General features: G+C 61.8%; 26 protein-coding genes and 1 riboswitch. Of the genes, 13 read left to right on the plus strand and 13 right to left on the minus strand.

From position 1 onward, the window contains the following. The first annotated feature begins 13 nt into the window (after positions 1-13). From KI612_RS08400 to KI612_RS08420, 5 genes are all read left to right on the plus strand, one after another. Positions 14-286 (plus strand): type II toxin-antitoxin system Phd/YefM family antitoxin, encoded by a 273-nt coding sequence (locus KI612_RS08400; RefSeq protein WP_226443396.1) that lies wholly within the window; start codon positions 14-16, stop codon positions 284-286. Further along, complete coding sequence (locus KI612_RS08405; RefSeq protein ID WP_226443398.1) at positions 283-615, plus strand: type II toxin-antitoxin system RelE/ParE family toxin; 333 nt, start codon at positions 283-285, stop codon at positions 613-615. Before KI612_RS08400 ends, KI612_RS08405 begins: the two co-directional genes overlap by 4 nt. A 260-nt stretch (positions 616-875) precedes the next feature. Beyond that, a complete protein-coding gene (locus KI612_RS08410; RefSeq protein WP_226443400.1) occupies positions 876-1,430 on the plus strand; it encodes a DUF2975 domain-containing protein in 555 nt (184 codons plus the stop codon). 17 nt (positions 1,431-1,447) lie between these two features. Continuing rightward, on the plus strand, positions 1,448-1,693 hold the full coding sequence (locus KI612_RS08415; RefSeq protein ID WP_226443402.1) for a helix-turn-helix domain-containing protein: 246 nt from the start codon (positions 1,448-1,450) through the stop codon (positions 1,691-1,693). A gap of 4 nt (positions 1,694-1,697) precedes the next feature. Continuing rightward, complete coding sequence (locus tag KI612_RS08420; protein ID WP_226443404.1) at positions 1,698-2,252, plus strand: hypothetical protein; 555 nt, start codon at positions 1,698-1,700, stop codon at positions 2,250-2,252. A gap of 184 nt (positions 2,253-2,436) precedes the next feature. On the opposite strand, the gene KI612_RS08425 is transcribed toward KI612_RS08420, so the two are convergent. Continuing rightward, a complete protein-coding gene (locus KI612_RS08425) occupies positions 2,437-3,405 on the minus strand; it encodes an Acg family FMN-binding oxidoreductase (protein ID WP_226443406.1) in 969 nt (322 codons plus the stop codon). Positions 3,406-3,480: 75 nt separating this feature from the next. Between KI612_RS08425 and KI612_RS08430 the strand changes: the two genes are divergently transcribed. Then, on the plus strand, positions 3,481-4,518 hold the full coding sequence (locus tag KI612_RS08430) for an IS630 family transposase (RefSeq protein WP_226440294.1): 1,038 nt from the start codon (positions 3,481-3,483) through the stop codon (positions 4,516-4,518). Here KI612_RS08430 and KI612_RS19940 read toward each other — a convergent pair. Next, entirely contained in the window at positions 4,487-4,651 is a 165-nt protein-coding gene (locus tag KI612_RS19940; protein WP_226443408.1) for a twin-arginine translocation signal domain-containing protein, read from the minus strand. The genes KI612_RS08430 and KI612_RS19940 overlap by 32 nt on opposite strands. Before the next feature lie 161 nt (positions 4,652-4,812). Between KI612_RS19940 and KI612_RS08440 the strand changes: the two genes are divergently transcribed. Then, a complete protein-coding gene (locus KI612_RS08440; RefSeq protein WP_226443410.1) occupies positions 4,813-5,277 on the plus strand; it encodes a type II toxin-antitoxin system ParD family antitoxin in 465 nt (154 codons plus the stop codon). Continuing rightward, positions 5,277-5,633: a type II toxin-antitoxin system RelE/ParE family toxin gene (locus tag KI612_RS08445; protein ID WP_226443412.1), complete on the plus strand. Its 357-nt coding sequence runs from the start codon at positions 5,277-5,279 to the stop codon at positions 5,631-5,633. Before KI612_RS08440 ends, KI612_RS08445 begins: the two co-directional genes overlap by 1 nt. A 150-nt stretch (positions 5,634-5,783) precedes the next feature. Here KI612_RS08445 and KI612_RS08450 read toward each other — a convergent pair whose 3' ends face one another. The 5 genes from KI612_RS08450 to KI612_RS08470 all read right to left on the minus strand — a co-directional run bounded on the left by KI612_RS08450 (position 5,784) and on the right by KI612_RS08470 (position 12,959). Continuing rightward, positions 5,784-6,476, minus strand: coding sequence for a DarT1-associated NADAR antitoxin family protein (locus KI612_RS08450; protein WP_226443414.1), 693 nt, complete (start codon positions 6,474-6,476; stop codon positions 5,784-5,786). Further along, the gene (locus KI612_RS08455; RefSeq protein ID WP_226443416.1) at positions 6,469-6,990 is read right to left on the minus strand and encodes a DarT ssDNA thymidine ADP-ribosyltransferase family protein; all 522 of its coding nucleotides are present in this window, start codon (positions 6,988-6,990) and stop codon (positions 6,469-6,471) included. The genes KI612_RS08450 and KI612_RS08455 overlap by 8 nt, the downstream gene beginning before the upstream one ends. Before the next feature lie 246 nt (positions 6,991-7,236). Next, a complete protein-coding gene (gene sbcC / locus KI612_RS08460; protein ID WP_226443418.1) occupies positions 7,237-10,776 on the minus strand; it encodes an exonuclease subunit SbcC in 3,540 nt (1,179 codons plus the stop codon). Beyond that, positions 10,773-12,005 (minus strand): exonuclease subunit SbcD, encoded by a 1,233-nt coding sequence (sbcD, locus tag KI612_RS08465; protein ID WP_226443420.1) that lies wholly within the window; start codon positions 12,003-12,005, stop codon positions 10,773-10,775. Before sbcD ends, sbcC begins: the two co-directional genes overlap by 4 nt. A gap of 81 nt (positions 12,006-12,086) precedes the next feature. Beyond that, the gene (locus KI612_RS08470; protein ID WP_226443422.1) at positions 12,087-12,959 is read right to left on the minus strand and encodes a hypothetical protein; all 873 of its coding nucleotides are present in this window, start codon (positions 12,957-12,959) and stop codon (positions 12,087-12,089) included. Positions 12,960-13,260: 301 nt separating this feature from the next. Continuing rightward, a riboswitch (FMN riboswitch) is annotated at positions 13,261-13,421 on the plus strand. Positions 13,422-13,506: 85 nt separating this feature from the next. Between KI612_RS08470 and ribB the strand changes: the two genes are divergently transcribed. Further along, complete coding sequence (gene ribB / locus KI612_RS08475; RefSeq protein WP_226443424.1) at positions 13,507-14,166, plus strand: 3,4-dihydroxy-2-butanone-4-phosphate synthase; 660 nt, start codon at positions 13,507-13,509, stop codon at positions 14,164-14,166. 43 nt (positions 14,167-14,209) lie between these two features. Here ribB and KI612_RS08480 read toward each other — a convergent pair whose 3' ends face one another. Further along, on the minus strand, positions 14,210-14,704 hold the full coding sequence (locus KI612_RS08480; protein WP_226443426.1) for an RNA methyltransferase: 495 nt from the start codon (positions 14,702-14,704) through the stop codon (positions 14,210-14,212). A gap of 269 nt (positions 14,705-14,973) precedes the next feature. On the opposite strand from KI612_RS08480, the gene KI612_RS08485 reads away from it, so the two are divergent. Continuing rightward, the gene (locus KI612_RS08485; protein WP_226443428.1) at positions 14,974-15,201 is read left to right on the plus strand and encodes a CsbD family protein; all 228 of its coding nucleotides are present in this window, start codon (positions 14,974-14,976) and stop codon (positions 15,199-15,201) included. A gap of 157 nt (positions 15,202-15,358) precedes the next feature. Then, positions 15,359-19,288 carry a phosphoribosylformylglycinamidine synthase gene (gene purL / locus KI612_RS08490; protein WP_226443430.1) on the plus strand — a complete coding sequence of 1,310 codons (3,930 nt, stop codon included), beginning with the start codon at positions 15,359-15,361 and terminating at the stop codon, positions 19,286-19,288. Positions 19,289-19,366: 78 nt separating this feature from the next. Here purL and KI612_RS08495 read toward each other — a convergent pair whose 3' ends face one another. The 4 genes from KI612_RS08495 to KI612_RS08510 form a co-directional block, all read right to left on the minus strand. Beyond that, positions 19,367-19,831, minus strand: coding sequence for a YbaK/EbsC family protein (locus tag KI612_RS08495; RefSeq protein WP_226443432.1), 465 nt, complete (start codon positions 19,829-19,831; stop codon positions 19,367-19,369). Positions 19,832-19,898: 67 nt separating this feature from the next. Further along, complete coding sequence (locus KI612_RS08500) at positions 19,899-20,246, minus strand: CZB domain-containing protein (protein WP_226443434.1); 348 nt, start codon at positions 20,244-20,246, stop codon at positions 19,899-19,901. Positions 20,247-20,349: 103 nt separating this feature from the next. After that, on the minus strand, positions 20,350-20,907 hold the full coding sequence (locus KI612_RS08505; protein WP_226443442.1) for an O-acetyl-ADP-ribose deacetylase: 558 nt from the start codon (positions 20,905-20,907) through the stop codon (positions 20,350-20,352). A 68-nt stretch (positions 20,908-20,975) separates the two neighbouring features. Beyond that, complete coding sequence (locus KI612_RS08510) at positions 20,976-21,140, minus strand: hypothetical protein (protein ID WP_226443444.1); 165 nt, start codon at positions 21,138-21,140, stop codon at positions 20,976-20,978. A 149-nt stretch (positions 21,141-21,289) separates the two neighbouring features. On the opposite strand from KI612_RS08510, the gene KI612_RS08515 reads away from it, so the two are divergent. Further along, complete coding sequence (locus KI612_RS08515) at positions 21,290-21,502, plus strand: hypothetical protein (protein WP_226443446.1); 213 nt, start codon at positions 21,290-21,292, stop codon at positions 21,500-21,502. Here KI612_RS08515 and KI612_RS08520 read toward each other — a convergent pair. Then, positions 21,456-21,788 carry a DUF2917 domain-containing protein gene (locus KI612_RS08520; RefSeq protein WP_226443448.1) on the minus strand — a complete coding sequence of 111 codons (333 nt, stop codon included), beginning with the start codon at positions 21,786-21,788 and terminating at the stop codon, positions 21,456-21,458. The genes KI612_RS08515 and KI612_RS08520 overlap by 47 nt on opposite strands. Positions 21,789-21,933: 145 nt before the next feature. Between KI612_RS08520 and KI612_RS08525 the strand changes: the two genes are divergently transcribed. Further along, positions 21,934-23,355, plus strand: coding sequence for an aminotransferase-like domain-containing protein (locus KI612_RS08525; RefSeq protein ID WP_226443449.1), 1,422 nt, complete (start codon positions 21,934-21,936; stop codon positions 23,353-23,355). Positions 23,356-23,389 lie beyond the last annotated feature (34 nt).

A 23,389-nucleotide genomic window follows, 5' to 3' on the forward strand; every position in this document is an offset into this window, starting at 1 on the left:
GAAGGTGGCCGCGATGCGTTATTCCTCCCAAGTCAAACCGATCAGCTATCTCAAGGCCAATGCGGCTGAAGTCTTGCTGCTGCTGGCCGAAGAACGTCAGCCGATGGTGATCACGCAGAATGGCGAAGCCAAGGCGGTCATCCAGGATGTGGCTTCCTACGAAGAAACCCAGGAAACCCTGGCCCTGCTGAAAGTGCTGGCGCTCGGCAATCACGACATCGAGGCCGGCAAGGTCAAACCGGTCGCGGACGTCGTCGCCCGCCTGCGCGCCAAGGCGGGAAAATGACCGGGCCAGCCTTCGAGGTGTTAATCACCGAAGGCGCCGAGCAGGATCTCGAAACCCTGTTCGATTACATTGCCGAACACGATAGCCGCAAGCATGCGGAACACGTACTCGACGAGCTGATGGCAGTCGTCGACAGTCTGCGCTGTTGCCCTGAACGCGGCACCTATCCCCGCGAACTGCAGTCCCTGGGCATGCGGGAATACCGGCAACTCCATTTCAAGCCCTACCGCGTGATCTACCGGATCATCGGGCCGCGGGTCTATATCTACCTGATCGCCGATGGGCGGCGTGACATGGTGGCACTGTTGTCGAGGCGCCTGCTCGGGTAGTTGGCTTGAGGTTTGCGAAGAAGTGCGAATCGCTGGCGATGCCATCCTCGTAGCCCTGGCTGTAGGCAGCGTCAAACCCTTTTTGCTCCATCCGCTCCTTGGTCCCGGGCATGCATCCGGCCAAAGAAAAACAGACAAACGCTATCGATGCGACAAAGGCTGGTTTCATTCTTGCTCCTGTTTGAAGTATGAAATTATTGTTTTACAGAAAGATATTATTGAATTACGATGCGTCATGCAAATTTTTCATGGAGCACTTGATGACACATCTGACCCTCCCCCTGGCCCCGTCCGATCTTCCGAAACTCGCTCGTCGCCTGGCCTCGGGATGTCTTCTGGCAATTGTCGTGTTGCCGTTGTCGGTCGTCCTCTACTGGATGTTGAGCGACACCGGGACGCTGGCAGTGCGGACCAATCTCGCGCCTGATGTCGTACAGGGAGAACTGCAGACCTGGCAGCGCCTGCTCGGCTGCCTGTTGATGGAAGTACCGTTGTGCTTGTTGCTGGTCGGCGTCTGGCAGGCGCGCAAGTGTTTCCTGCTGTTCGGTGCCGGCCGGGTGTTTTCAGGTGAGGCTATCCGCTATCTGCGCAATTTTGCCGCCTGGTCGGTGGCTTCGGCGATTGCCAAGATATTTTGCGATGCGGCAGCCTCGGTGGTTGTGACGCTGGCGAATACCCCCGGGCAGCGCATGCTGGCGCTCGGGTTGGGCTCGGATCAGCTCTTCCTGTTGTTCTTTGCTGCGCTGGTATGGCTGATGGCTGGAGTCATCGGCGAGGGGCTGGCGCTGGCCGACGAAAACGCGTCGTTTGTCTGATTGCGCCAGGAACGCTCATGCCCATCGTAGTCCGTATCGACGTCATGCTCGCCAATCGCAAGGCAAGATCGAAGGATCTTGCCGAATACGTGGGCATCACCGAAGCCAACGTTTCCTTGCTCAAGCAGGGAAAGGTCAAGGGGGTTCGCTTCGAGACCCTGGAAAAGATCTGCGAATTCCTCGCCTGCCAGCCTGGCGACTTGCTCGTTCATGTTCCGGCGGAAGCGGGGATTGACGGAGCGGGGGAGCCCGACGGCAGGTGAGGGATTGGCCGTGACGTCCCGGCTGTTTCCGGCGCTGGCGCTTTCGTTGTTGCTGCATCTGGCGGTGGCGATCGCTGTCCGTCCCCCGCCAACGCTCCGGGCTGCGCAGGTCGTAGTGTTGGAGGCGCGCTTGTCGCCGGCAGCGCCGTTCGTCCGGGTCGGTCCGCTGCCGATGGCGGGCGAATCGAAACGCGCGAGTCAGCAGCTTGCAGTCAAGCGCGCCTCAACCGAAGCCGCGGCCGAAACCGTAAGCAGCGTAGCAGCGACTTCGCCTGGCCATCTTACCCGCGATGCCATCCTCGCTACTGCGCGGGAAATCGCTCGGGCCGAGGGTTACGGTGCGCCTCGGCAGGCAGTGGCGATTGCCGATCACGCCTTGCTGCCCGGGGTGGCAAAAGCACTTGAAAACAAGGGCGCGGGAACGCGTGTTTCCCAGTACAGCAATGGCATGATCAAAGTCGAAAGCGCGGCCGGAACCACCTACTGCCTGCAGCCCCCGCCAGCGATCCCGCAGGTTGGCATGCCTACGGTCAGCGTCGCGGTTACTTGTCCGTGGTGATACTGGTCGGATGTCCGAAAAGCCCTGATGCCAAGGATCTCTGGCATTGGCATCGCAAGGTGGGCGTCGAACAACTGGAATGTCTGGGATCGTTCGCCGAGCACCGTTAACTGACAGGGGATATGGCGCAGTGCACCCATGTCTTCCCGGATGCTGAAATTGTCGTATCAGCGTGTACGCGAACTCAAACCAGCACCGCCTGCACCGGTCGACGCAGTGAGGAAGGCAATTTCGGGCCGCGCCCGAAACGCACGACAAGATCGGGCCGGCGTTCGCCAATCCCCAGGAAATCGGCGAACTGCGGGCGCAGCGATGCGACCTCGACCGGCTGGTTGATCAGCGCATTGCGAATCCCCAGGGCCGCCGACTGCAGCGCGAATCGCTCGTAGCAGCGGCCGACCTCCACCCATTGGGCCGGGCCGGGCGTGTCCGAGACGAAGATCGCGATGCCGGCCGAACTGCGCAGCTGTTTCGCGTACTTGTCGTTTTCGTTCTGCGGGGTGAAAAACATGCCGAAGAGCAGGCTGCCCAGCCATCTCGGCAGTGCCGGGTTGCCCGACGATGCGGTGTACAGCCCGTCGCCCGTTTGCACCGCCTCGGCGGTGCTGAAGCGGATCCATTTCTTCAGTTCAGCGACGAAGGCGGGGTCGTTCATCTGGGCCGTATTGCCTTGAACGACATACTCCAGGACCTTCTCCATTGCCTGCCTTTCGCTCAGCAGGATCACGCCGACGCCATTGCCGCGACCGGCCCGCGCAAGCAGTTCGAGTTCCGACGCGGCCAGCGGCTGGCCGTCATACTCGCCGCGCGTGCTCTGCCGCGCGGGGATTGCCTGAAACAGCGTTGATGCGACGGGGCGGGTCGGCGCCAAAGTCACCCGCAGCACATTGCCTCCGGTGGCGTCGAAATCGGCGTGCCCATTGAAGCCATGGGCCGAGGCCGCCTGGATCAGGTTCTCGGCGGCACACCCGAGGGAAACGAAAAGGTGGTGATCGTCCGGGTCGACCGCTGGGCAGCGGCGCGCCAAATCGGGCAAGAGCGAAATGGCGTCATCGGCCAGGTGAAACTTCCAGCATTGCGTGTTGTGGCTCGACGGCGCCAAGGTCGCGTAGCGCACGAGTTCGCGCAGAAGAGCGCCCTTGTCATCGGACACCAGCGGGCCGTGTCGCCATGTGCGATCCACTATTAACCTGGCAAATAGATAGGGCGTTTATGTTATGATATTTGCATGGATAAAGAAGATGCCCGCAAGCTCAGGCCAGAGCAACAAAAGGAGAAGCGCAAGATAGCGCTTCGCATGCGAATGAACGGACGCGAATTTGCCGAGATTGGATTAGCGGTCGGAGTACATTCCCGTACGGTCCAATATTGGTGGTCGCGCTACCAGGCAGAAGGCCTCAAGTCGGCGGTAGAAGGCGGCAAAAGAGGCACGGAGATTGGTGAGCGACGCACACTCAGCGTGGAACAGGAGTGGGCAGTGCAGCAGTTGATCAGCGAGAAAATGCCTGACCAACTCAAGCTTTCCTTCGCGCTCTGGACACGGGCAGCAGTTCAGGAGTTGATCCATCGTCGTTTCAAGATCGACATGCCGATTCGGACGGTCGGTGAGTATCTCAAGCGCTGGGGTTTTACACCGCAGAAGCCGTTGAAGCGGGCCTATGAGCAGAAACCTGAATTGGTGGAGGCTTGGCTCAAGGAGAGTTACCCACGCATCGCCCGGCGCGCCAAGGACGAAGGGGCGGAGATTCACTGGGGTGACGAAACGGGCATCCGTAGCGATTGCCAACATGGCCGGAGCTATGCGCCAGCGGGAAAAACACCTGTTCAAAGGGTGCCCGGCAGCCGGTTTGCCACGAACATGATCTCCACGGTCACCAACCAGGGGAAAGTGCGCTTCATGCTCTATCGGGAAACGATGACGGCCACTGTCCTGATTCGATTCCTTGCACGCCTGGTTCGTGATGCTGGACGCAAAGTGTTTTTGATTCTCGACAACCTGCGAGTGCATCACAGCAACAAGGTTCGGGACTGGTTGGAAAAACATACCGAGCACATTGAGTTGTTCTTCTTGCCCGCCTACGCCCCGGAACTCAATCCGGACGAGTATCTGAATTGCGACCTGAAGGCCTTGGTTCATGGCGGAAAGCCTGCCAGGAATCGGGATGAACTGGAATCAAAGGTGCGAGGTGCAATGATGAAAATACAGAATCGCCCAAAACGGGTTATGTCCTATTTTAGACACCGAAAAATCCAATATGCCGCGTAATGAACCTATTGGATTGCCGGGTTAATACGTTCCCGTAACTGTCCTCCCCGGTTTCCGAAGAACATGACGACAAGCCTGCCGTTGCGCCGATGGAGGCGAGGGCAGTAACGAGGAAATCTCTGCGCGAAGACATGGGCTGGTTTCGTTCTTGGGAGGAACAAGCTTAAACATGAACGTTAATAATGGGGCGGATATATTTCATGTTGATGAGTCTATCCGGCCCCATTGATTTGCGTTTGTTCAAGTCGGGTAGAGCAACAGACCCTTTGGTTCTCTGAACATGCAGGCGGACTTTTGCTGGTATTGCAAATCGAAACTCAAACTTTCGATTTGCAAGAACGGAGTCCTCATCTATCTACGTCAAGCCCGCAATTATTCCTGACCCCAATTATTCTTTCGGCCGGTCAATGGCAATTTCTTGCTGTCTTTGCAAGCTATGGCATAGTATGCCAATACAAACACTTGGCTCAGGAGGCGCCCATGCCAACCCGCAACGTTGTCCTTACCGACCATCAGGCCCGCCTTGTCGAGCAGCTTGTCAGCTCCGGGCGTTACCAGAACGCCAGTGAGGTATTGCGCGAAGGATTGCGCTTGATTGAGCGCCGGGAGTCCGAAGATGAAATTCGTCTGGCGGCCCTGCGCGATGCCGCCAAAATTGGCATTGCCGATATTGAAGCAGGCAATTTCCGCAGCTTCGACGCTGCGGATGGGCTTGGTCAGCATCTGGCAAAGCTGACTGCCGAAGCGATTGGCGAATAGTGGCCGGGAATTCCTGGACGGTTCGCCTGTCGGCAGCAGCTGAGGCGGATTACCGGAAAATCCTGCGCTGGACCATGGAAAATTTCGGTTCGGCGCAGGCGCGCAGTTATGCTGGAACCTTGTCGTCCGCGCTGCAAGCCTTGAGTGCCGGGCCAAGCATCATCGGGGTCAAGGCGCGACCGGAAATCGGCGACAACATCCACACTCTTCATGTCGCCCGCAATGGGCGTAAAGGCCGGCATTTCGTGATGTTCCGCGTCGGCAGCATCCAGGGGGGCGATGTCATCGATGTGCTCCGACTGCTGCATGACGCAATGGAACTGGAGCGGTATTTGCCGGTGGCTGGGGATGACTGATTTAGGGCTGCTGTGTGAGCATTCCGCGGCCTGATTTGTTTGCGGACAAAGGGGGCTGGATTTTCAAATCGCTTTGACCCCTTTGGTTTACTCGCTATTTGAAATACGAATTCGCTTAAGGTAGTGCCATTGGTCTCTGACCCTTCATGTTTATAGCAATACTCGCTGCTTCAGGTCAGCTGAGTGGGCTTGATTGAATGAATCCGAAGCCACCATTGCTATAAAATCACCCTGAGACCTCAAAGCATCACTTAAAGCGCCAAGCTTAAGCAATGAAACGAGTAGAGCGCAGGTCCGGGCTTGGCAGTTGATTGACTTCTCTGGATTAAATTCAATATCTGTAAAGCCTTTGTATTGAAACAGCCGTTTCAGAAACTCTTGATGAGGCTCGAGTGCCGTGAGATATAACCAATCATAGAATGCGGTCTTCGGAATTAATGGCCACTTCTGACCAAAATAGTCGAACCCTTGTAATGAGCCAGAAGTTTTCAGTCGTTCATCCTTCTTCGCTGACCAGCTATCCATTCTGTAAATATCTGTGTATGGCCCACCAGCTTTAAATACTTTGCTTCCCTGGTATGCGGATTCGATGCTAATTTCTCCAACTTCGGTCCGAATTTTTAAATTGAATGCACTCAACCTCTGACCAAGCCGCTCCTCAGATTTAGTCGATACCTCCAATAAAGGGAAAATCCCTCTCTCTTCCGCAGCCTCATGCAAAGCGATCACATTCTTCTTCTTTTGAATCGGTGCAAAACCAGGATTCCATGCAAAGGTAATCGGAGTTTCTTTGACTAAGTGAGAAGGGTCTCCTATAGCCGAAAATATTGGGCGACTAGCCATTTTTCCAATCGATAATCATGTTTAATGGGACAATTCGAGGAACCAAAATTTCTGATTTAAGTGCAGTTCGCCGTCTTGCTTGAATTGCTGGGTCTCTCCAGTTGGTACGTGTAAAGAGTACCTCGAAATCAATTTGTTCAGTTGCTTCCGCAGCAGTAAGAGTCTGAACTCCTGCCTTATTTGATACATCGCTTGAGAAACGCACCCCATCCCCCAGAAGGATAGATGAATTTATCTTTAACCATATAGGTGCTGTAATCCTCCCATCTTGCTTCGCACAGAACAACATCGGATGATCGTCCAAAAAGGCAAGGTGCACATAATCATCAACCCTGTTGCCTTTGTCTGCGTCATGACTCCATTGGTTCCCACCAGGGGTAGGAACTGCTACACCACGTCTTTGAAGCTCACCCCACGAGAGCAAACCGTTGTGCTGCTGGATCGACTCTAGGTTCGATTTGTCGGTGAAGTGCCAAATAAAGTCGAACCTATATTGCTGCAGAATCGCTTCCATAGCCAGCCCTCAAAAGGATCTTGCGGTTAATTGAATCCGCATTATCTAACTCAAAATGGTTAAATGCCAAATGTATTCGCTGAGGCGCGTAGATCTTTCGAGAGATGGAGTTAACGGAGACATGTTGCGAAATGAGGCAGAGACATTTGAATTTTGGAATGGCAAACGTCCCTGTCATCGTTGATCCAAATGGTCGATAGGGAAAATGCCTAGTTTTTCCTATCGACCGCAGCCGCTTTCTCCCGCCTAAATCCTCAACCTTGAATACCCAACCCCGCCCCCTTTTTCCACCCGAATCTGCGCCGGAATCCGCTCTTTCATGCCTTCGACGTGGCTGATGACGCCGATCATCTTGCCGCTGGCGTTCAGGGTGTCGAGGGCATTCAGCGCGATTTCCAGGGTGTCGGCGTCGAGGGTGCCGAAGCCTTCGTCGAGGAAGAGGGAGTCGATGCTGGTTTTGTGGCTGACCAGGTCGGAGAGGGCCAGCGCCAGGGCCAGACTGACCAGGAAGCTTTCGCCGCCCGATAGCGTGCGGGTGTCGCGGGCGACTTCGCCTTGCCAGCTGTCGACGATGTCGAGTTCCAGTTCGCCGCTCGTCTTGCGGCGCAGCAGGTAGCGGCCATGCAGGCGGGCGAGGTGGCTGTTGGCGAGGTGCAGCAGGTGGTCGAGGGTCAGGCCCTGGGCGAATTTGCGGAACTTGTCGCCTTTCGCCGAGCCGATCAGGCTGTCGAGGCGTTGCCAGAGGTCGCTTTCCGTTGTCTGCGCGGCGATTTCCTTGAACAGCGCCTGCTGGTTTTGGCGCGCCTGTTCGTCGCGGCTGAGCAGGGCGCGCTGGGCGCCGAGCTGTTCGCTGAGTTCGCGGCGTGTGGTGTCGAGTTGTGCGAGGGCGGCGTCGAGTTCGGGGAGTGGCGGGGGTGACCCATCCCCCTCCCGGCCTCCCCCTTGTCCCAAGGGATACCGTCCCTGCGGGACATAAAGGGGAGGGAGATGATTTGGCGGAGCGGTATGTAAGCGACTCAGCTTTTCACGCGCGCTGTTGAGCACGGCGGCGGCTTGTTGCTGGGCTAGTTGGCGGGCTTCCTTCAGTTGCAGCAGGCGCTGGCGTTCTTCGGCTGGCAGCAGTGCGTTTTCGTAAGCGGTGAGGTCGGCGAAGGGGCTGGCGGCCAGCGCCGTCTGCCAGGCGGTCGACGCGTCGGAAAGGGCCTTTTTCTGTTCTGCCAGATTGGCGGCGAGTTGGGCCTGCCGACCTTGCTGGGCGGCGAGGTGCTGCGTCAGGTCGGCGATGGCGTCGGCGCAGCGGGTGAGGGCGGCGGCCGGATCGGCGCTGACTTCCGCCGGTTTTTGCCCTTCCTGAGCGGTCGACCGCTCGGCGGCGACGATTTTCCAGCGCTCCTGCCAGTGCGCGGCTTGCGCCTGCGCGGCCTCGAAGCGGGTCTGCTGCTGGATGAGAGTTTCGGCCAGTTCCTGGCGGCGCTTCTGCGTCTGTTGCCAGTGCTGCCATTCGCTGTCGCGTTCCTGCAGCCAGGCGGCGGGTTCGGCGGGGAGGTCGTAGCCGGCGGCGCGCAGCGTGGCGCCTAGCTTGGCGTCGAGTTCGGCTTGTTCCTGGGCGATGGCTTGTGCGGCTTTGGCGAGTTCGACCTGGCGTTGCTGGCCGGTTTGTGCCGTCTGTTGCAGCAATTTTTGCTGGTTGCCGGCGTTGAGCAGGGCCTGGGCGGCATCGGCCGCGGTCTTGCGCGCGGCGTTGAGCGCCTGTTCGCCCTGGTCGGCGGCTTGCAGACGCTGGGTGAGCTGGGACTGCGCCTGTTCGGCGGCGGCGCGGCTGGCGGCGAGCATTTTGGCATCCTGCCAGGCGTCGACCGCCAGCGTCGTGTTGCCGGCGAGCAGCTCGACCCATTCCGTTTGCAGGCGGTCGGCATCCGCGGCGGTTTTGCCCTGCTGTTCGAGCAGCGCCTTGCGCGTCGTTTCCAGCGCGGTGAGGTCATTGCGGGCTTGCTGGCCGGTTTCGACGAGCTTGTCGAGCGCTGCCTGCTTTTCCTTGAGGGCGTTTTCGGTCGCGGAAACGTCGAGCGCCGCGTAGTCGGCAATCGCCGGGTGTTCGTGTGCGCCGCACAGCGGGCAGGCGTCGCCCGGCTGCAGTTGCCGGCGATGCTCTTCCAGGCTGCGGATGCGCTGTTCCTGTTCGAGCAGCTTTTTCTTGTCGGCGACCTGGGCGGCGAGTTCCTTGTGCTGTTCGCGCAGGGCGACCAGCTTTTTCTCCTGTGCTTCGATCTTTGCCTGCGCCTGCTGCAACTGCGTTGCCTGCGCGGTTTGCGTCGCGGCGAGTTCGCGCCGGCGCTGGGCGAGAGCTTCGAGTTGCTGCCAGCGATTCAGGCCGGCCTGTTCGCGTTGCCAGTGCTGGCGCAGTTCGGCCAGGGTCTGGCCGCTGGTGTTTGGACCGCTTAAGCGTTGATTCTGTTCGGCCTGGATTTTTTCCAGCGCGGTGTCGGCGGCGGTTTTTGCCTTTTCTGCGAGGTCGACCGCTGTGGCTTGCGTGGCGAGCTGGCGGACGGTGGCGGCGAGTTCGTCGGCCAGTTTTTGCTGCGCCTGCTGCTGGGCGGCGAGGTCGCGGCCCAGTTTGGCCTTCTGCTCGAACTGCTGGCGCCAGACGCCGAGGCGTTCGCCGAGTTGGGCGCGTTGCGGCTGGCCGGCGCAGAAGTCGTCGATTTGTTTGGCTTCGCGCTGGCTGAGTTGCAGGGCCTGCTGCGCCTGCGTGGCAACTGCGGCGCTGTGGTGTTGGGCGGCGGCGTGTTGGGCGAGTTGTTCAGCTTGCAGTTTTTCGCGCGCGGCGTGCAGGGTTTTGAGTTCGTTTTCGCTGTGTTGGCAGGCGGCGCCGGCTTGTTGCCAGTGCAGGTGCAGTGGTTTCAAGGCTTCGGCCGGTTCGCTGGCGGCGAGCTTTGCCAGTTCGGGCGCGGCGGCGGTTAGCGCGGCGTCGGCTTCCTGTACCTTGCCTTCGGCGATTTTGACTTCCTGCTCGCCTTGCGCCAGGTCGAGGCGCCACTGGCGCTGATTTTGCGTCTGCGCGTGGCGCTGCTGGACGTCGGCGAGCTGGGTGTCGAGGCGGGTGACTTCGGTTTGCATCGCGGCACGTTGCTCGTCGCCGAGCAGTTCCATGCCGTCGGCGCGCGCCTTGAGCTGGTCGAGCTGGCTTTTCGCTTCGCGCGCCTGCTCGAACACCTTGCGCGAAATCTCGCCGTAGATCTCGGTGCCGGTCAGTTCTTCGAGCAGTTCGGCGCGTTCGTTGGCGCTGGCGTTCAAAAAGGCCGCAAAACCGCCCTGGGCGAGCAGCATGGACTTGGTGAAGCGCAGGAAATCGAGGCCGGTGATTTCGGCGATGCGCTTCAACTTGTCGTTGGTTTGCGTGCTGAGGATGGTGCCGTCGCCGTTTTTATCGACGGCTGCGAGTTCCACCTTGGGCGCCTGCAATGCGCCGTCGATCTTGTCGCGCGAGCGGCGCTGGCTCCAGAAGGCGCGGTAGACGGCGCCCTTGACCTCGAATTCGACCTCGGCCAGGCAGTCGGCGGTGTGCCGCGTCATGATGTCGTTGTCGGAGGCCGAGACGGTCTTCAGGCGCGGCGTCTGGTGGTAAAGGGCGAGGCAGATGGCGTCGAGCAGCGTCGATTTGCCGGCGCCGGTCGGGCCGGTGATGGCGAACAGGCAGTTGTCGGTGAAGGGCGGCTGGGTGAAATCGACGAACCAGTCGCCTTTCAGCGAATTGAGGTTCTTCAGGCGCAGGGTCAGGATCTTCATGCTTCCTCTCCCTGCAGGCCGGCGACGATGGCGCGGTAGCGTTGATCGAGCGCTGCCTGCATCTCGTCACTGAGCGCTTCCTGTTGCAGGCGGCGGGCGAAGACGTCGTGCGGGCTGAGTTCGTCCAGGGTTTCGCGGGCTTCCGCCGCCAGGCTGGCGACCGCATTGCCGCGCTGGCGGCGGATGCGCAGGACTTCGACCGGCCAGCCTTCGGTCAGCGCTTCGATGCGCGCCGGCAGGTCGGCCAGGTAGTCGTCTTCGGCGACGGTGACTTCCAGCCAGGCCGGGCAGTCGCGCGTGCCTTCGGCCGCGGCGGCGCCGATCGCGCCGGCCAGGGTTTCGAGATTGCCGCTGACTGCGACCAGGCCCTGGAAGCGCGGCACCGGCAGCACAGTGACTGATTTCAGGCCGTCGGCGCCGAGATCGACGAGCAGCATTTCCTTCTGCTGCTTCGCTTCGTCGAAGCCGAGCGGGATCGGTGAGCCGCAGTAGCGGATGTGTTCGAGGCCGCCGACCTTCTGCGGCCGGTGGATGTGGCCGAGCGCGATGTAGTCGGCCGGCGGGAAGGCGGCGGTCGGGAAGGCTTCAAGCGCGCCGACGTAGATTTCGCGCACCGATTCGCTGGTATTGGCGCCGACCGTGGTCAGGTGGCCGGTGGCGACGATGGGCAGCTTGCCCGGCAGAGTGTTGGCCAACTCGGCCATTTTGGCCTGCGCCGCGGCGTGGACCGCTGCGTAATGTTCCTGGATGGCGGTTTGCAGTGAGCGCTGCTTTTCTTCGGCACTTTGCCCGGCCTGGCTGCTCAGCACGTCGCGCGGCCGCACGAAGGGAATGGCGCAGACGATGCAGCCGGGCTCGCCGTTGCGCTGCGGCAGGACGATGACCTGCGTTGCCGGATCTTGGTGCGTCGCGGCGATTACCGTGGTGCCGAGATGGGCGAGCAGGTCGCGGCTTTCGCCCAGCGTCGCCGGCGAATCGTGATTGCCGCCGAGCACGAGCAGTGGCACGCCGGCCTTGAACAAGCGGCCGACCAACTGGTTGTACAACTCGCGGGCGTAGCTGGGCGGCGTGCCGGTGTCGAAAATGTCGCCGGCGATGATCACCGCGTCGACCTGATGTGCATCCACCTGCTCAAGCAGCCAGGCGATCAGCGCCTGATGCTCGGCCTGCCGGCTCTTGCCCATGAAATGCTGGCCGAGGTGCCAGTCGGAAGTGTGGAGGATGCGCATGCCGGGCTGCAAAATGGGAAAGGGCGAAGTTTAAACGGCAATGCCCCCGTGCTGCAGCCGGCGTTGTCCGCCGGCGCCGGCTCAGCTGGTCGTCGAGGTGCCCGAACTGGCGGTGTAGCGCTCGCTGATGAATTTCTCGATTTCCTGCAGGAAGCTGTTGCCCTTGTAGTTGCCGGCCAGCTCGCGCGCCTTGCCGAGGAACTCGTCTTCGCCGATCCCGGCGGCCTTGGCCAGGCCAAGCCAGATCGATTGCGGGAAGGTCGTGGTGGCGGTTTCCGGTATGCTCAGGCCGGCTTCCTGCCAGCGCTGTTTCAATTTGTCGGGGACTTCCCCGGCCAGTTCCTTTTCGAATTGCGCCATCGCCGTCTTGTCCTTCTGCAACTGCTCGGCTTCGCTGAGCGGTTCTTCGCTCGCGGCCGGCGTCAGCCTGGACATGGCCAGCGAGATATCGACTTCACGCTGCGCGTCTTCCATGCTCATCGGCGCTTTCCAGCCTTCCTTCTGGACTGCGTTGATCAGGCGGACATAGGGCGTCAGGTTGGTCATGCCTTCCTTGTTGGCGGCGTGCGCGGCGTGCATTTCGCTCTTGATCTGCGCGATCAGCGCTTCGTTTTCCGGCAGCAGGGGCAGGTTGCCGAGACCGGGCGTGGCGCTGCTGCTGCCGCTGATGCCCTGGTTGGCCTCGAGTCGGGCCTTGGCCTCGTCGAGGATATCCTGCGGGAAAACCCGGTTCAGTTCGGCCAGGGCGTCCTGGCGGATGGATTCCGGGACGGCGATGCCGCCTGCGCTGGCGGCTGCCCGGCGGGCTTCGTCCGAGATGCTGACCGTCGTGCTGGCGCTGTCCGTCGTGCCGCTCGTCTCGGCCGTGCTGGCCGTGCCCTGGCTGGCTGCCGCGCTGCGCACGGCGCTGGTGGCGCTGGCGGCGTAAAAAGATGCGATGGCGGTGATGCTCATTGTTGTCCTCCCGAAATGTCCTGTTCCTGGCGGATGGCAATTGCAATATCGGTGCCATGCTGCAAAACGCCGGATTTCGCGGCCGTGCCGGGAGCGGCGGCGGAAAAAGCGGCAATTTTTGCGGTCGACCGGTAAAAAGTCCGGGTTTGCGCGGCCTGTTGCAGCAGTCTTCCTGTTGCAACGGCTGCCGGAAAAATGCGCGCGCCGGACGGTCGACCGGCAAAAAGCCCCTTTTTTCGCCGTCGACCGTTGCGAACCGATGCCGCCGGCTCGACCGTTGCCGTTCCGGCGCGTATCCTTGCCGGGTCTTCAGGGCGGGGTGGAACTCCCCACCGGCGGTAGGCGGGCATGCAAATGGCCGCGAGCCCGCGAGCGCCGCAGTCGTCTCCGGATGATTGCGGGTCAGCAGATTCGGTCCAATGCCGAAGCCGACGGTCATAGTCCGGATGAGAGAAGGCAGCGATACCCCATGGTCTCCGCAGGGAGAGCTGTGGGTTTTTCTGCATCCCTGAAACGCCTCTTTTTCGTCTTTTTTCAGGAGCGTTTCATGTATCAAAACAGTCTCAAGGACTCTTTCGAGTCCGCCGCCAAGCCTGGCGAAAACACCGTCGAACAGGCCATTGCGGCCATTCGTGCCGGCCAGCCGGTGATCATGCTCGATGATGACGACCGCGAGGACGAAGCCGACCTCGTGATGGCCGCGCAGCACGTCACGGTGCCGTGGATGGCCCGCTTCATCCGCGATTGCAGCGGCATCGTCTGTCTCTGCCTCGACAACCGCATCGCCGACCGCCTCGAACTGCCGCCCATGGTGGCCGCCAACACCAGCCGCCACGGCACGCCGTTCACGGTGTCGCTGGAAGCGCGGCACGGTGTGACGACCGGCGTTTCGGCGGCCGACCGCACGGTGACGGTGCTGCTCGCTGCGGCGGAAAATGCCCGCGCCGACGAATTCGCCCGGCCCGGCCACATCTTCCCGCTACGCGCCCACGATCAGCGCGTGCATGGCCGGCGCGGCCATACCGAAGGCTCGGTGCTGATTGCCGAGCTGGCCGGTCTGCGCCCGGCGGCGATTCTCTGCGAATTGATGAATGACGACGGCACGATGTTGCGCGGCCAGCAGGTGCGCGACTACGCCGAACGGCACGGCCTGGTCATCGTCTCGGTGGCGGCGCTGGCCGATTACACGCGGCGCGTCGCGGTCTAGGAAGAACGGCCGGCGCGCCTGTCCGGGCGCCGGCCCTGGCCGCTCAGTCGGCGCCGGGGCGCCAGCCGCCGGCCTTGAGCATGCGGTCGTAGAGCACGACATTGACGGTGGCGGCGAGATTCATGCAGCCGTGCGTCGGGATGTAGATGATGTCCTTGCACCAGGACGTCACCTTCTTTTTCAGGCTGCCGTCTTCCGGCCCGAAGATGTAGAAGGCGCGCTCCGGGTGGCGATATTCGGTGAGCGGCTTGGCGTCCGGGTGAATCTCGATGGCGACCGGCGTGCAGCCGAAGGGAATGACCTGTTGCAGGTCGTCGACGCCGATCAACGGCAGTTGCAGATGCACCTGCTTGGTGTCGGTGCGGAACTCGGCGGCGCGTTCGTAGCGCTTGCCGGTGTAGAAGACCGAATTGACGCCGTAGCAGCCGGCGGCGCGCATGATGGCGCCGACGTTTTCCGGGCCTTTCGGGTTGTCGAGGCCGATGCAGGCGTAGCCGGTACAGTCGCGGACGGCCTGGTTTCTGGTGATGGTTTGCATGGTTTTCGGTAAGGAGCGTAGCGCAGGGAGCTTGCCCCCGGCGCGTGACAGGCCGCCATTGTGCATGACTTTGGCCGGCACTGCCGATCGGCCCGCGCCGCTCATTTCGCGCTAAGCGCGATATCGCACAGACGGCCCCGGTCTCAGTCGCTAGTCTGGGTTTGCGTTCCGGATCGCCCAACAGACAGTCCGGATGCCGTTTCCACCGCGCGGCGGCGGGGCGGACAACCGGCAATTTCGCCGGTTGGTCTAAGCACAAGGAGCTGGATATGAGCTGGGAAATCGATGCGGAAGCCTGGAAGCTGGTCGGGGTCAAGATCAAGTCGCGCTGGGGCAAGATCAACAACGTCGTTCTCGAGCTGATCAACAGCCGGCGCGAAGTGCTGGTCAGCCAGGTCGAGGCGCTCTACGCGGTGACGCCGGAAGAAGCCGAAAACCAGGTCGCGAGTTTCGAGAAGCACACCAAGGAGCTGCGCCCCAAAGCTTTGCTTGCCTGATTCGGTTTGATGGTCAGGTCGCGGCGTTTGCCCGCCCTGACCTCGTGGGGTTGATCGCTGCGGATCCGGTTGTCGGGCGATTCGCTGTCGCGGTCGCCGGGCGTTTCGCTGCCTCAGGTATAATGCCCGCCTCTCCGCCTAACCAGACCCCAATCCAATGGCCGACATTCTTTGCCTCAAGGGCGACGCCGCCTTTTCCGCCTTCCGTCTGCAACGCCTGCAAGCCCGCCTGGTGGCGGCCGTGTCGGACATCGAATCGGTGGTTGCCGATTACTGGCATGTCGTGGCGCAAAAGCGCGTCCTGAATGCCGACGAGCGCGCCAAGCTGGCGACGCTGCTGGAAGAGAAGGCCGCCGGCTCCGATGCCGGCGAGCTGTTCCTGGTCGCACCGCGCATCGGCACCATTTCGCCGTGGTCGTCGAAGGCCACCGACATCGCCTGGAACTGCGACCTTGACGCCATCGAGCGCATCGAGCGCGTCATCGCCTTCCACGTGGTGGTGAAAAACAATCGCGCCCTGAGCGCCGACGAGAAAAAGACTGTCGCCGGCCTGCTGCACGACCGCATGACCGAATCGGTGCTGCCCGGTTTCGCCGCCGCCAGCGAACTGTTCCGCCATTTCGAGCCGAAGCCGCTCAATACGGTCGACGTGCTCCAGGGCGGCAAAACCGCGCTGGTTGAAGCCAACGGCTCGCTTGGTCTGGCCCTGTCCGACGACGAAATCGATTACCTGCTCGACGTGTTTACCAAGGCCGGCCGCAACCCGACCGACGTCGAACTGATGATGTTCGCCCAGGCCAATTCCGAACATTGCCGCCACAAGATTTTCAACGCCTCCTGGGTGATCGACGGCGAGAAGAAGGACAAGACGCTGTTCGGCATGATCCGCGAAACCCATGCTGCCGCGCCGCAAGGCACGATCATGGCCTACGCCGACAACGCCTCGATCATCGAAGGCGCGACCATCCAGCGTTTCTACCCGGATGCCGACCGCGGCTATTCCTACAAGGAAGAGCTGACCCATATCCTGACCAAGGTCGAGACGCACAACCACCCGACCGCCATTTCGCCCTTCCCGGGCGCGTCGACCGGTAGCGGCGGTGAAATCCGCGACGAAGGTGCCACCGGCAAGGGTTCCAAGCCGAAGGCCGGCCTCTGCGGTTTCTCGGTCTCCAACCTGAATCTGCCGGATGCGCCGCAGCCCTGGGAACACGCCTACGGTCGCCCGTCGCGCATCGCTTCCGCCCTCGACATCATGCTCGAAGGCCCGATCGGTGCCGCCGCCTTCAACAACGAATTCGGCCGCCCGAATCTGACTGGCTATTTCCGCACCTACGAACAGGACGTCGCCGGCACGGTGCGCGGCTATCACAAGCCGATCATGATCGCCGGCGGTCTGGGTTCCATCCAGGCCGAGCAGTCGTTCAAGGAAGAAACCTTCCCGGTCGGCACCAAGTTCATCCAGCTCGGTGGCCCCGGCATGCTGATCGGCCTGGGCGGCGGTGCCGCCTCGTCGATGACGGCCGGCTCGAATGCCGAAGACCTCGACTTCGCGTCCGTGCAGCGCGGCAACCCGGAAATCCAGCGCCGCGCCCAAGAGGTGATCGACCGCTGCTGGCAGATGGGCAAGAACAACCCCATCCTGTCGGTGCATGACGTCGGTGCCGGTGGCGTTTCCAACGCCCTGCCGGAACTGGCCCATTCGGGTGGCGTCGGCGCCATTTTCGATCTGCGCAAGGTGCCGACCGAAGAGCCGGGCATGTCGCCGGCCGAAATCTGGTCCAATGAATCGCAGGAACGCTACGTCCTGGCCATTCCGCCGAACCGCATCGCCGAATTCCAGGCCATGTGCGAGCGCGAGCGCTGCCCGTTTGCCGTGGTCGGCGAAGCGACCGGCGACGGCCACCTGACCGTGACCGATGACCATTTCGGCGTAAATCCGGTCGACATGGAAATGGAAGCCCTTTTGGGCAAGCCGCCGCGCATGACGCGCGACGTGACGCACCAGCCGGAAACCTTTGTTTCCTTCGACGCCGCGTCCATCGAACTCAAGGACGCCGCCTATCGCCTGATGCGTCTGCCGACCATCGCCGACAAGACCTTCCTGATTTCGATCGGCGATCGCTCGGTTGGCGGCATGACGGCGCGCGACCAGATGGTCGGCCCGTGGCAGGTGCCGGTGGCTGACGTTGCCGTCACCACCATGGGTTACCAGGGTTACCTCGGCGAAGCCTTCGCCATGGGCGAGCGCACCCCGCTCGCCGTGTTCGATGCGCCGGCTTCCGGCCGCATGGCGATCGGCGAAGCGCTGACCAACCTGGCTGCCGCCGATGTCGGCGCGCTGGCCAAGGTCAAGCTGTCGGCCAACTGGATGGCGCCGTGTGGCGTCGCCGGTGAAGATGCCCGCCTGTTCGATACCGTCGAAGCTGTTTCCGACCTGTGCAAGGCGATCGGCGTGTCGATCCCGGTCGGCAAGGATTCGCTGTCGATGCGCACCGCCTGGGAAGATCAGGGCGTCAAGAAACAGGTCGTGTCGCCGCTGTCGCTGGTGGTGACGTCTTTCGCAGCGGTCGACGACGTGCGCAAGACGAAAACGCCGCAACTGGCCGTTGATCAGGGCGAAACCGAACTGCTGCTGCTCGACCTCGGCCAGAATCGCCTCGGCGGCTCCTGCCTGGCCCAGGTGTATAACGCCACGGGCAGCGATGCGCCGGACGTTGACGAGCCGGCCAAGCTCAAGGGCCTGTTCGATGCCGTGCAGAAACTCAATCGCGACGGCCTGCTGCTGGCCTACCACGACCGTTCCGACGGCGGCCTGTTCGTCGCTGCCTGCGAAATGGCCTTCGCCACGCGCCGCGGCGTGTCGCTCGATCTCGACGGCATCTGCTACGACGCCGGTGCCGGCGATGTCGATGGTTCCGAGAAGCTGACCAACCTGCTGGCCGGCCGCGATTTCGAAAACATCGTGCGCGCCCTGTTCAACGAAGAACTCGGCGCCCTGATCCAGATCCGCCGGGCCGACCGCGAAAAGGTCACGCCCATCCTGCGCGCCTGTGGTGTGCCGTATCACTTCGTTGGCACCATGAACGAGTGGGACGAAATCCGCGTCACCCGCAACGCCAAGCGCGTGCTGCGCGAGAAGCGCGTCGACCTGCAGCGTGCCTGGTCCGAGACCAGCTATCAGATGCAGGCCATGCGCGATAACCCGAGCTGTGCGCAGCAGGAATTCGATCGCATCCTCGACGTCGCCGATCCCGGCCTGACGCCGAAGCTGACCTTCGATCCGCAGGAAGATTTCACCAAGGTTTACCAGGATGTCAGCGGTCGTCCGCGCGTCGCCATCCTGCGCGAGCAGGGCGTCAACAGTCATTACGAAATGGCCGCCGCCTTCGACCGCGCCGGTTTCGCCTCGGTCGACGTGCATATGAGCGACATTCTCGCCGGCCGCGTCAGCCTCAAGGACTTCAAGGGTCTGGTCGCCTGTGGCGGCTTCTCCTACGGTGACGTGCTCGGCGCCGGCCTCGGCTGGGCGCGGACCATCCTCATGCACGACGGCTGCCGCGACGAATTCGCCGCCTTCTTCAACCGCAAGGACACCTTTGCTCTCGGCGTCTGCAACGGTTGCCAGATGATGAGCGCGCTCAAGTCCATCATCCCCGGTGCCGAACACTGGCCGGCCTTCCGTCGCAACAAGGTCGAGCAGTTCGAAGCGCGTTTCGTGATGACCGAGATTCTCGATTCGCCGTCGATCTTTTTCGCCGGCATGGAAGGCTCGCAAGTACCCATCGTCGTCTCGCACGGCGAAGGCCGCGCGGTCTTCGACAATGCCGACGACCAGGCCAAGGTGCTGTCGGCCGTGCGCTACGTCGACAACAAGGGCGAACCGACCGAAGTCTATCCGTACAACCCGAACGGTTCGCCGAACGGTCTGACCGCGGTGACCACGGCCGACGGCCGCTTCACGATCATGATGCCGCACCCGGAACGCGTCTTCCGCACCGTGCAGATGTCCTGGCATCCGGAAAGCTGGGGCGAGGATTCGCCGTGGCTGCGGATGTTCCGCAATGCGCGGCGCTGGGTGGGTTGATTCGCCGGCTGGTGTAATGCAAAAAAGGAACTCCGCGGAGTTCCTTTTTTTATTGCCGGTCGATTTTTTTGCTTTGTTTCAGGTCGGCTGACAGACATCGATCCACTGACCGCCGGTGATTTCCGCCAGCAATGCCGGGCTGAGCCGAACCGCGCTGTGGATGGCGCCGGCGGCGGGCAGGACTTCGTCGAAGGCCTGCAGTGACTGGTCGAGGTAGATCGGCAAATCATTGGCGAGGCCGAAGGGGCAGACGCCGCCGACCGGGTGGCCGGTCAGTTCGACGACTTCTTCGGCCGGCAACATCTTGCCCTTGCCGAAACAGTCCTTGAATTTGCGGTTGTCGATGCGGGCATCGCCGCGCGCGACGAGCAGGATGGCCTGGCCGCCGTTGATGCGAAAGGCGAGCGTCTTGGCGATGCGGCCGGCTTCGACGCCGTGCGCTTCGGCAGCCAGTGCCACGGTTGCGGTGCTGACTTCCAGTTCGATGATGGGAATGTCGAGCTGGCGGGCGGCGAAGAAGTCGCGAACGGATTGCAGGCTCATGGCGGGCTGGTTTTTGGGGTTTTGGTGCGGTCGACCGCTAATGGGCTGCCAGTTTGCCGGTGTTCGATCAGCGCTCGCGGTATTCGCGCAGCTTGTCGAGCGCCCCGACCAACTGGTGCGAGGCTTCGTTGAGTTCCGGCAGGAGCAGGTCGGCCGAGTCGCCGAGGCCGTTGTTGCTGAGCTCGACGATTTCGTTGGCGAGCATGTGAAAGCGGTCGTGGATGCCGACGAGTTGGGTGAATTCGCTGCTGCCGACAGCGCTGCCCGTGGCTTCCTGGAGTGCCTTGGTCAGCGTGCAACTGCGGTGTTCGGAAAGCGGCATGTCGGCGTAGTCGCCGCCGGCAAAGGCATTCATGAACTGGCGCCGCCACTGGGTGTGCAGGCGGATGGCGCTGTCAATGTCGATGCGCTGCATGGGCTGTCTCCGGATAGGTGATGGCGAGCGGCTCGGTTGCCGCTTCTGGCCGAAGCCTGAATTATGCCGCAGGGCGGCCGCCGGACAAGGGGTTGGACATGCTTTAGCGAGGAAATTGCTGGTGGGTGACGAAGCTTGCCATCTGTTGCGCGTCAAAAAACACCAGTCTGATCTCGTCGACCGCTACGCCGCTGGCGAGAAGTTCGCTCAAGGTGCGTGAGACGACGCGGGCGGCCGATTCCGGCGGGTAGCCATAAACGCCGGTCGAGATGGCCGGGAAGGCGATGCGTTTCAGACCGCGTTCGGCTGCAAGTTCGATGGCGTTGCGATAGCAGGCGGCGAGCAGCACCGCTTCGTTGCCGTCATGCTGGCCGTAAATCGGGCCAACCGTATGGATGACGTAAGGTGCCGGCAGTTTGCCGCCCGTGGTGATGGCTACCTGGCCGGTGGGTAATCCGTCGGGCCATTCACTTTGCCGCAAGGCGCGGCAGGCTTCGAGGATGGCCGGGCCACCGGCCCGATGAATCGCGCCATCGACGCCACCGCCGCCAAGCAGGCTGCTGTTGGCGGCATTGACGATGACGTCGACGGCTTGCTCGGTCAGGTCGCCGACTGTCAGGCGGATGCGGTCATCACAATAAGAGTGTGTGGAGGCGGTCATGGCGGATGCGCAGAATGTTCTGCATCATGATAACCGCCCGCCCGGGCTCTTTCGCGCCGGCTTCTGACTCAGGCAGCGCAGATGCGGGCGCGCCGGCGCCAGCAGGCGGGAGTTTGCAAGGCATCCACATTGGGGCCGCGGGCACTGAAGATGGCGCGGGCGTGGTCAAGGCGGGCCTGTTCGTCGTGGGCAATGCCGGCAATCAGGTCAAACCAGTGTTGAAGACGTTTCATGGGAGCAACTCCTTGTCGGTAACTGTATGGATGAACAGTGTTTGGCGTTCAGGCGCAGAATAACCGAAAGCTGTATGGATGTACAGTATTCGGAAAAAGTTTTATCCGCGGTAGGCTTGGGCCATCAAAGAAGGATGAAAGGCCCCCCAATGTCGCGCGTAAACTCAGCCTGGTTGCCTCCGGCCGGCATGCTGGCGACTTATCGCGGGCGCAGCCGGCGCTCGATGCGCAATGTCCGGGTACTGGCCGAAGCCTCCGGCGGCTGCATGGTGGTCGAGGCGATCGGCCGGCAGGGGCTGCCGGTGCGCCTGACCGTCAAGCGAACCAATCTGGCGCCGATGCAACCCGACCTGTTCGACTGAGCAGTTTTCGCCAGAGTCGTCCGATCGCAGCCCGGTAGTTCAGGCGGATCGTCGCTTGACCGGCGCTCTCCAGACGTATCCAGCCTTCACCGATTCCTTCGATCAGGGTCAGGCCATTGCCCCGGTTGTGAAGGCTTTGTCCGGTCGACAGAAAAAAATCCCGCTTTTCTCCCACGCAGGTGATCCACACCGTGCCGGCCGTGCAACGGATGGTCGTGGCATGGCGCAGGTGCAAGGGCTGGTTTTCCCGAACGAGTATTTCGTCTGTTTGCGCTGTGTTTTGCATGCCTCTCTCCGTTGTTGCTGGTGGAGAAAGTTTAGGTTGGACGGCACGGGTGATACAGTTTCAATGAATTGAAATTGTGACCAATACAGTTGTGGTTTTGTTGAACTGTATTGGTCTGTATCGACGTGAACTGTATGGGTGAGACATGACGACGGAACCATTGCGTTACGAAAAGCTGGCGGCCGAACTGGAAGGGATGATCAGTGGCGGCAGCCTGCGCTGTGGTGATCGCCTGCCGTCGGTGCGGCGCCTGGCCGTGGAGCGGCGTTTGTCGGTGTCTACGGTGGTGCAGGCCCTGCATCAACTGGAGGGCAGGGGGCTGGTCGAGGCCCGGCCGCAGTCGGGTTACTTCGTGCGCCGGATCGAGCCGGCGCGGGCCCAGCCGGTGCTTCGGCCGCCGCCGGTCGAGCCGGTGCCGGTCGATGTTTCGCAGCGCCTGGTGCGTGTCCTGCAGTCCGGTGCCAAACCGGGCATGGCGCCGTTTGCCGCCGCCTTGCCGGCGCCCGCGTTGCTGCCGCTCGCGGCGTTGCACCGGTTGTACGCGGGTATTGCCCGCCGGCAACCGAAGCTCCTCGAAGGCGGCAGCCATATCAACATGGACGAGCCGGCCCTGGTCCGGCAGCTGGTCCGTCGTTCGCTGGCCTGGGGCGGACCGCTCGCCGCTGAGGAATTCGTCATCACCAATTCCTGTACCGAAGCGCTCGGCCTTTGCCTGCGGGCAGTGACCAAACCCGGTGACACGGTGGCCGTTGAGTCGCCGGCATACTATTTGATGCTGCAATTGCTGGAGACGCTGGGCCTGAAGGCGCTGGAGATTCCGACCGACCCGCAGACCGGCATCTCGGTCGAGGCACTCGATCTGGCGACGCGTGACGGCGCGGTTGCCGCCTGTCTGCTGGTGCCCAATGCCAGCAATCCGCTCGGCAGTGTGATGCCCGACGAGAAAAAGCGCCTGCTGGCGACGTTGACCGCCAGCCGCGGTGTCGCGGTGATCGAGGATGATATCTACGGTGACCTGCATTTCGGCAGCCAGCGGCCGTGGCCGATCAAGGCCTTCGATACGGCGGGAAACGTCATGCTCTGTTCCTCCTTCTCGAAAAGCCTGACGCCGTCGCTGCGCATCGGTTTTGTCGCCGCCGGGCGGCACCGTTCGGCGATCGCGCTGCAGAAGACGATCACCAGCGGTGCCACCAATCCGCTGACCCAGCATGTGCTCGCCGAATATCTGGCGTCCGGCGCCTACGAACGGCATCTGCGCAGTTTGCGGCGCAGCTACGAAAGCCAGGTCGAAAGCATGCGGCAGGCGGTCGGTCGCTATTTTCCCGCGGCGACCCGGATCGCCAGGCCGCAGGGCGGCTTCGTGCTCTGGGTTGAGTTGCCGGAGGCGTTCGATGCCGCGCGTCTGCACGAGCGGGCGGTCGCCGAAAATCTTTCCTTTGTCCCCGGCGAGCTGTTTTCCGCCAGCGGCATGTACCGCAATTGCCTGCGTCTCAATTGCGGCAATCCGCATACGCCGGAAATCGACGATGCCGTGCGCCGTCTCGGTGCCTTGATTGAAAACCCGTAATTGCACCAAATGGAGGCTGCAAAAACTACGGTAT

Origin of the sequence: Quatrionicoccus australiensis (genome assembly GCF_020510525.1) — a bacterium.
Taxonomy (GTDB): domain Bacteria; phylum Pseudomonadota; class Gammaproteobacteria; order Burkholderiales; family Rhodocyclaceae; genus Azonexus; species Azonexus australiensis_B.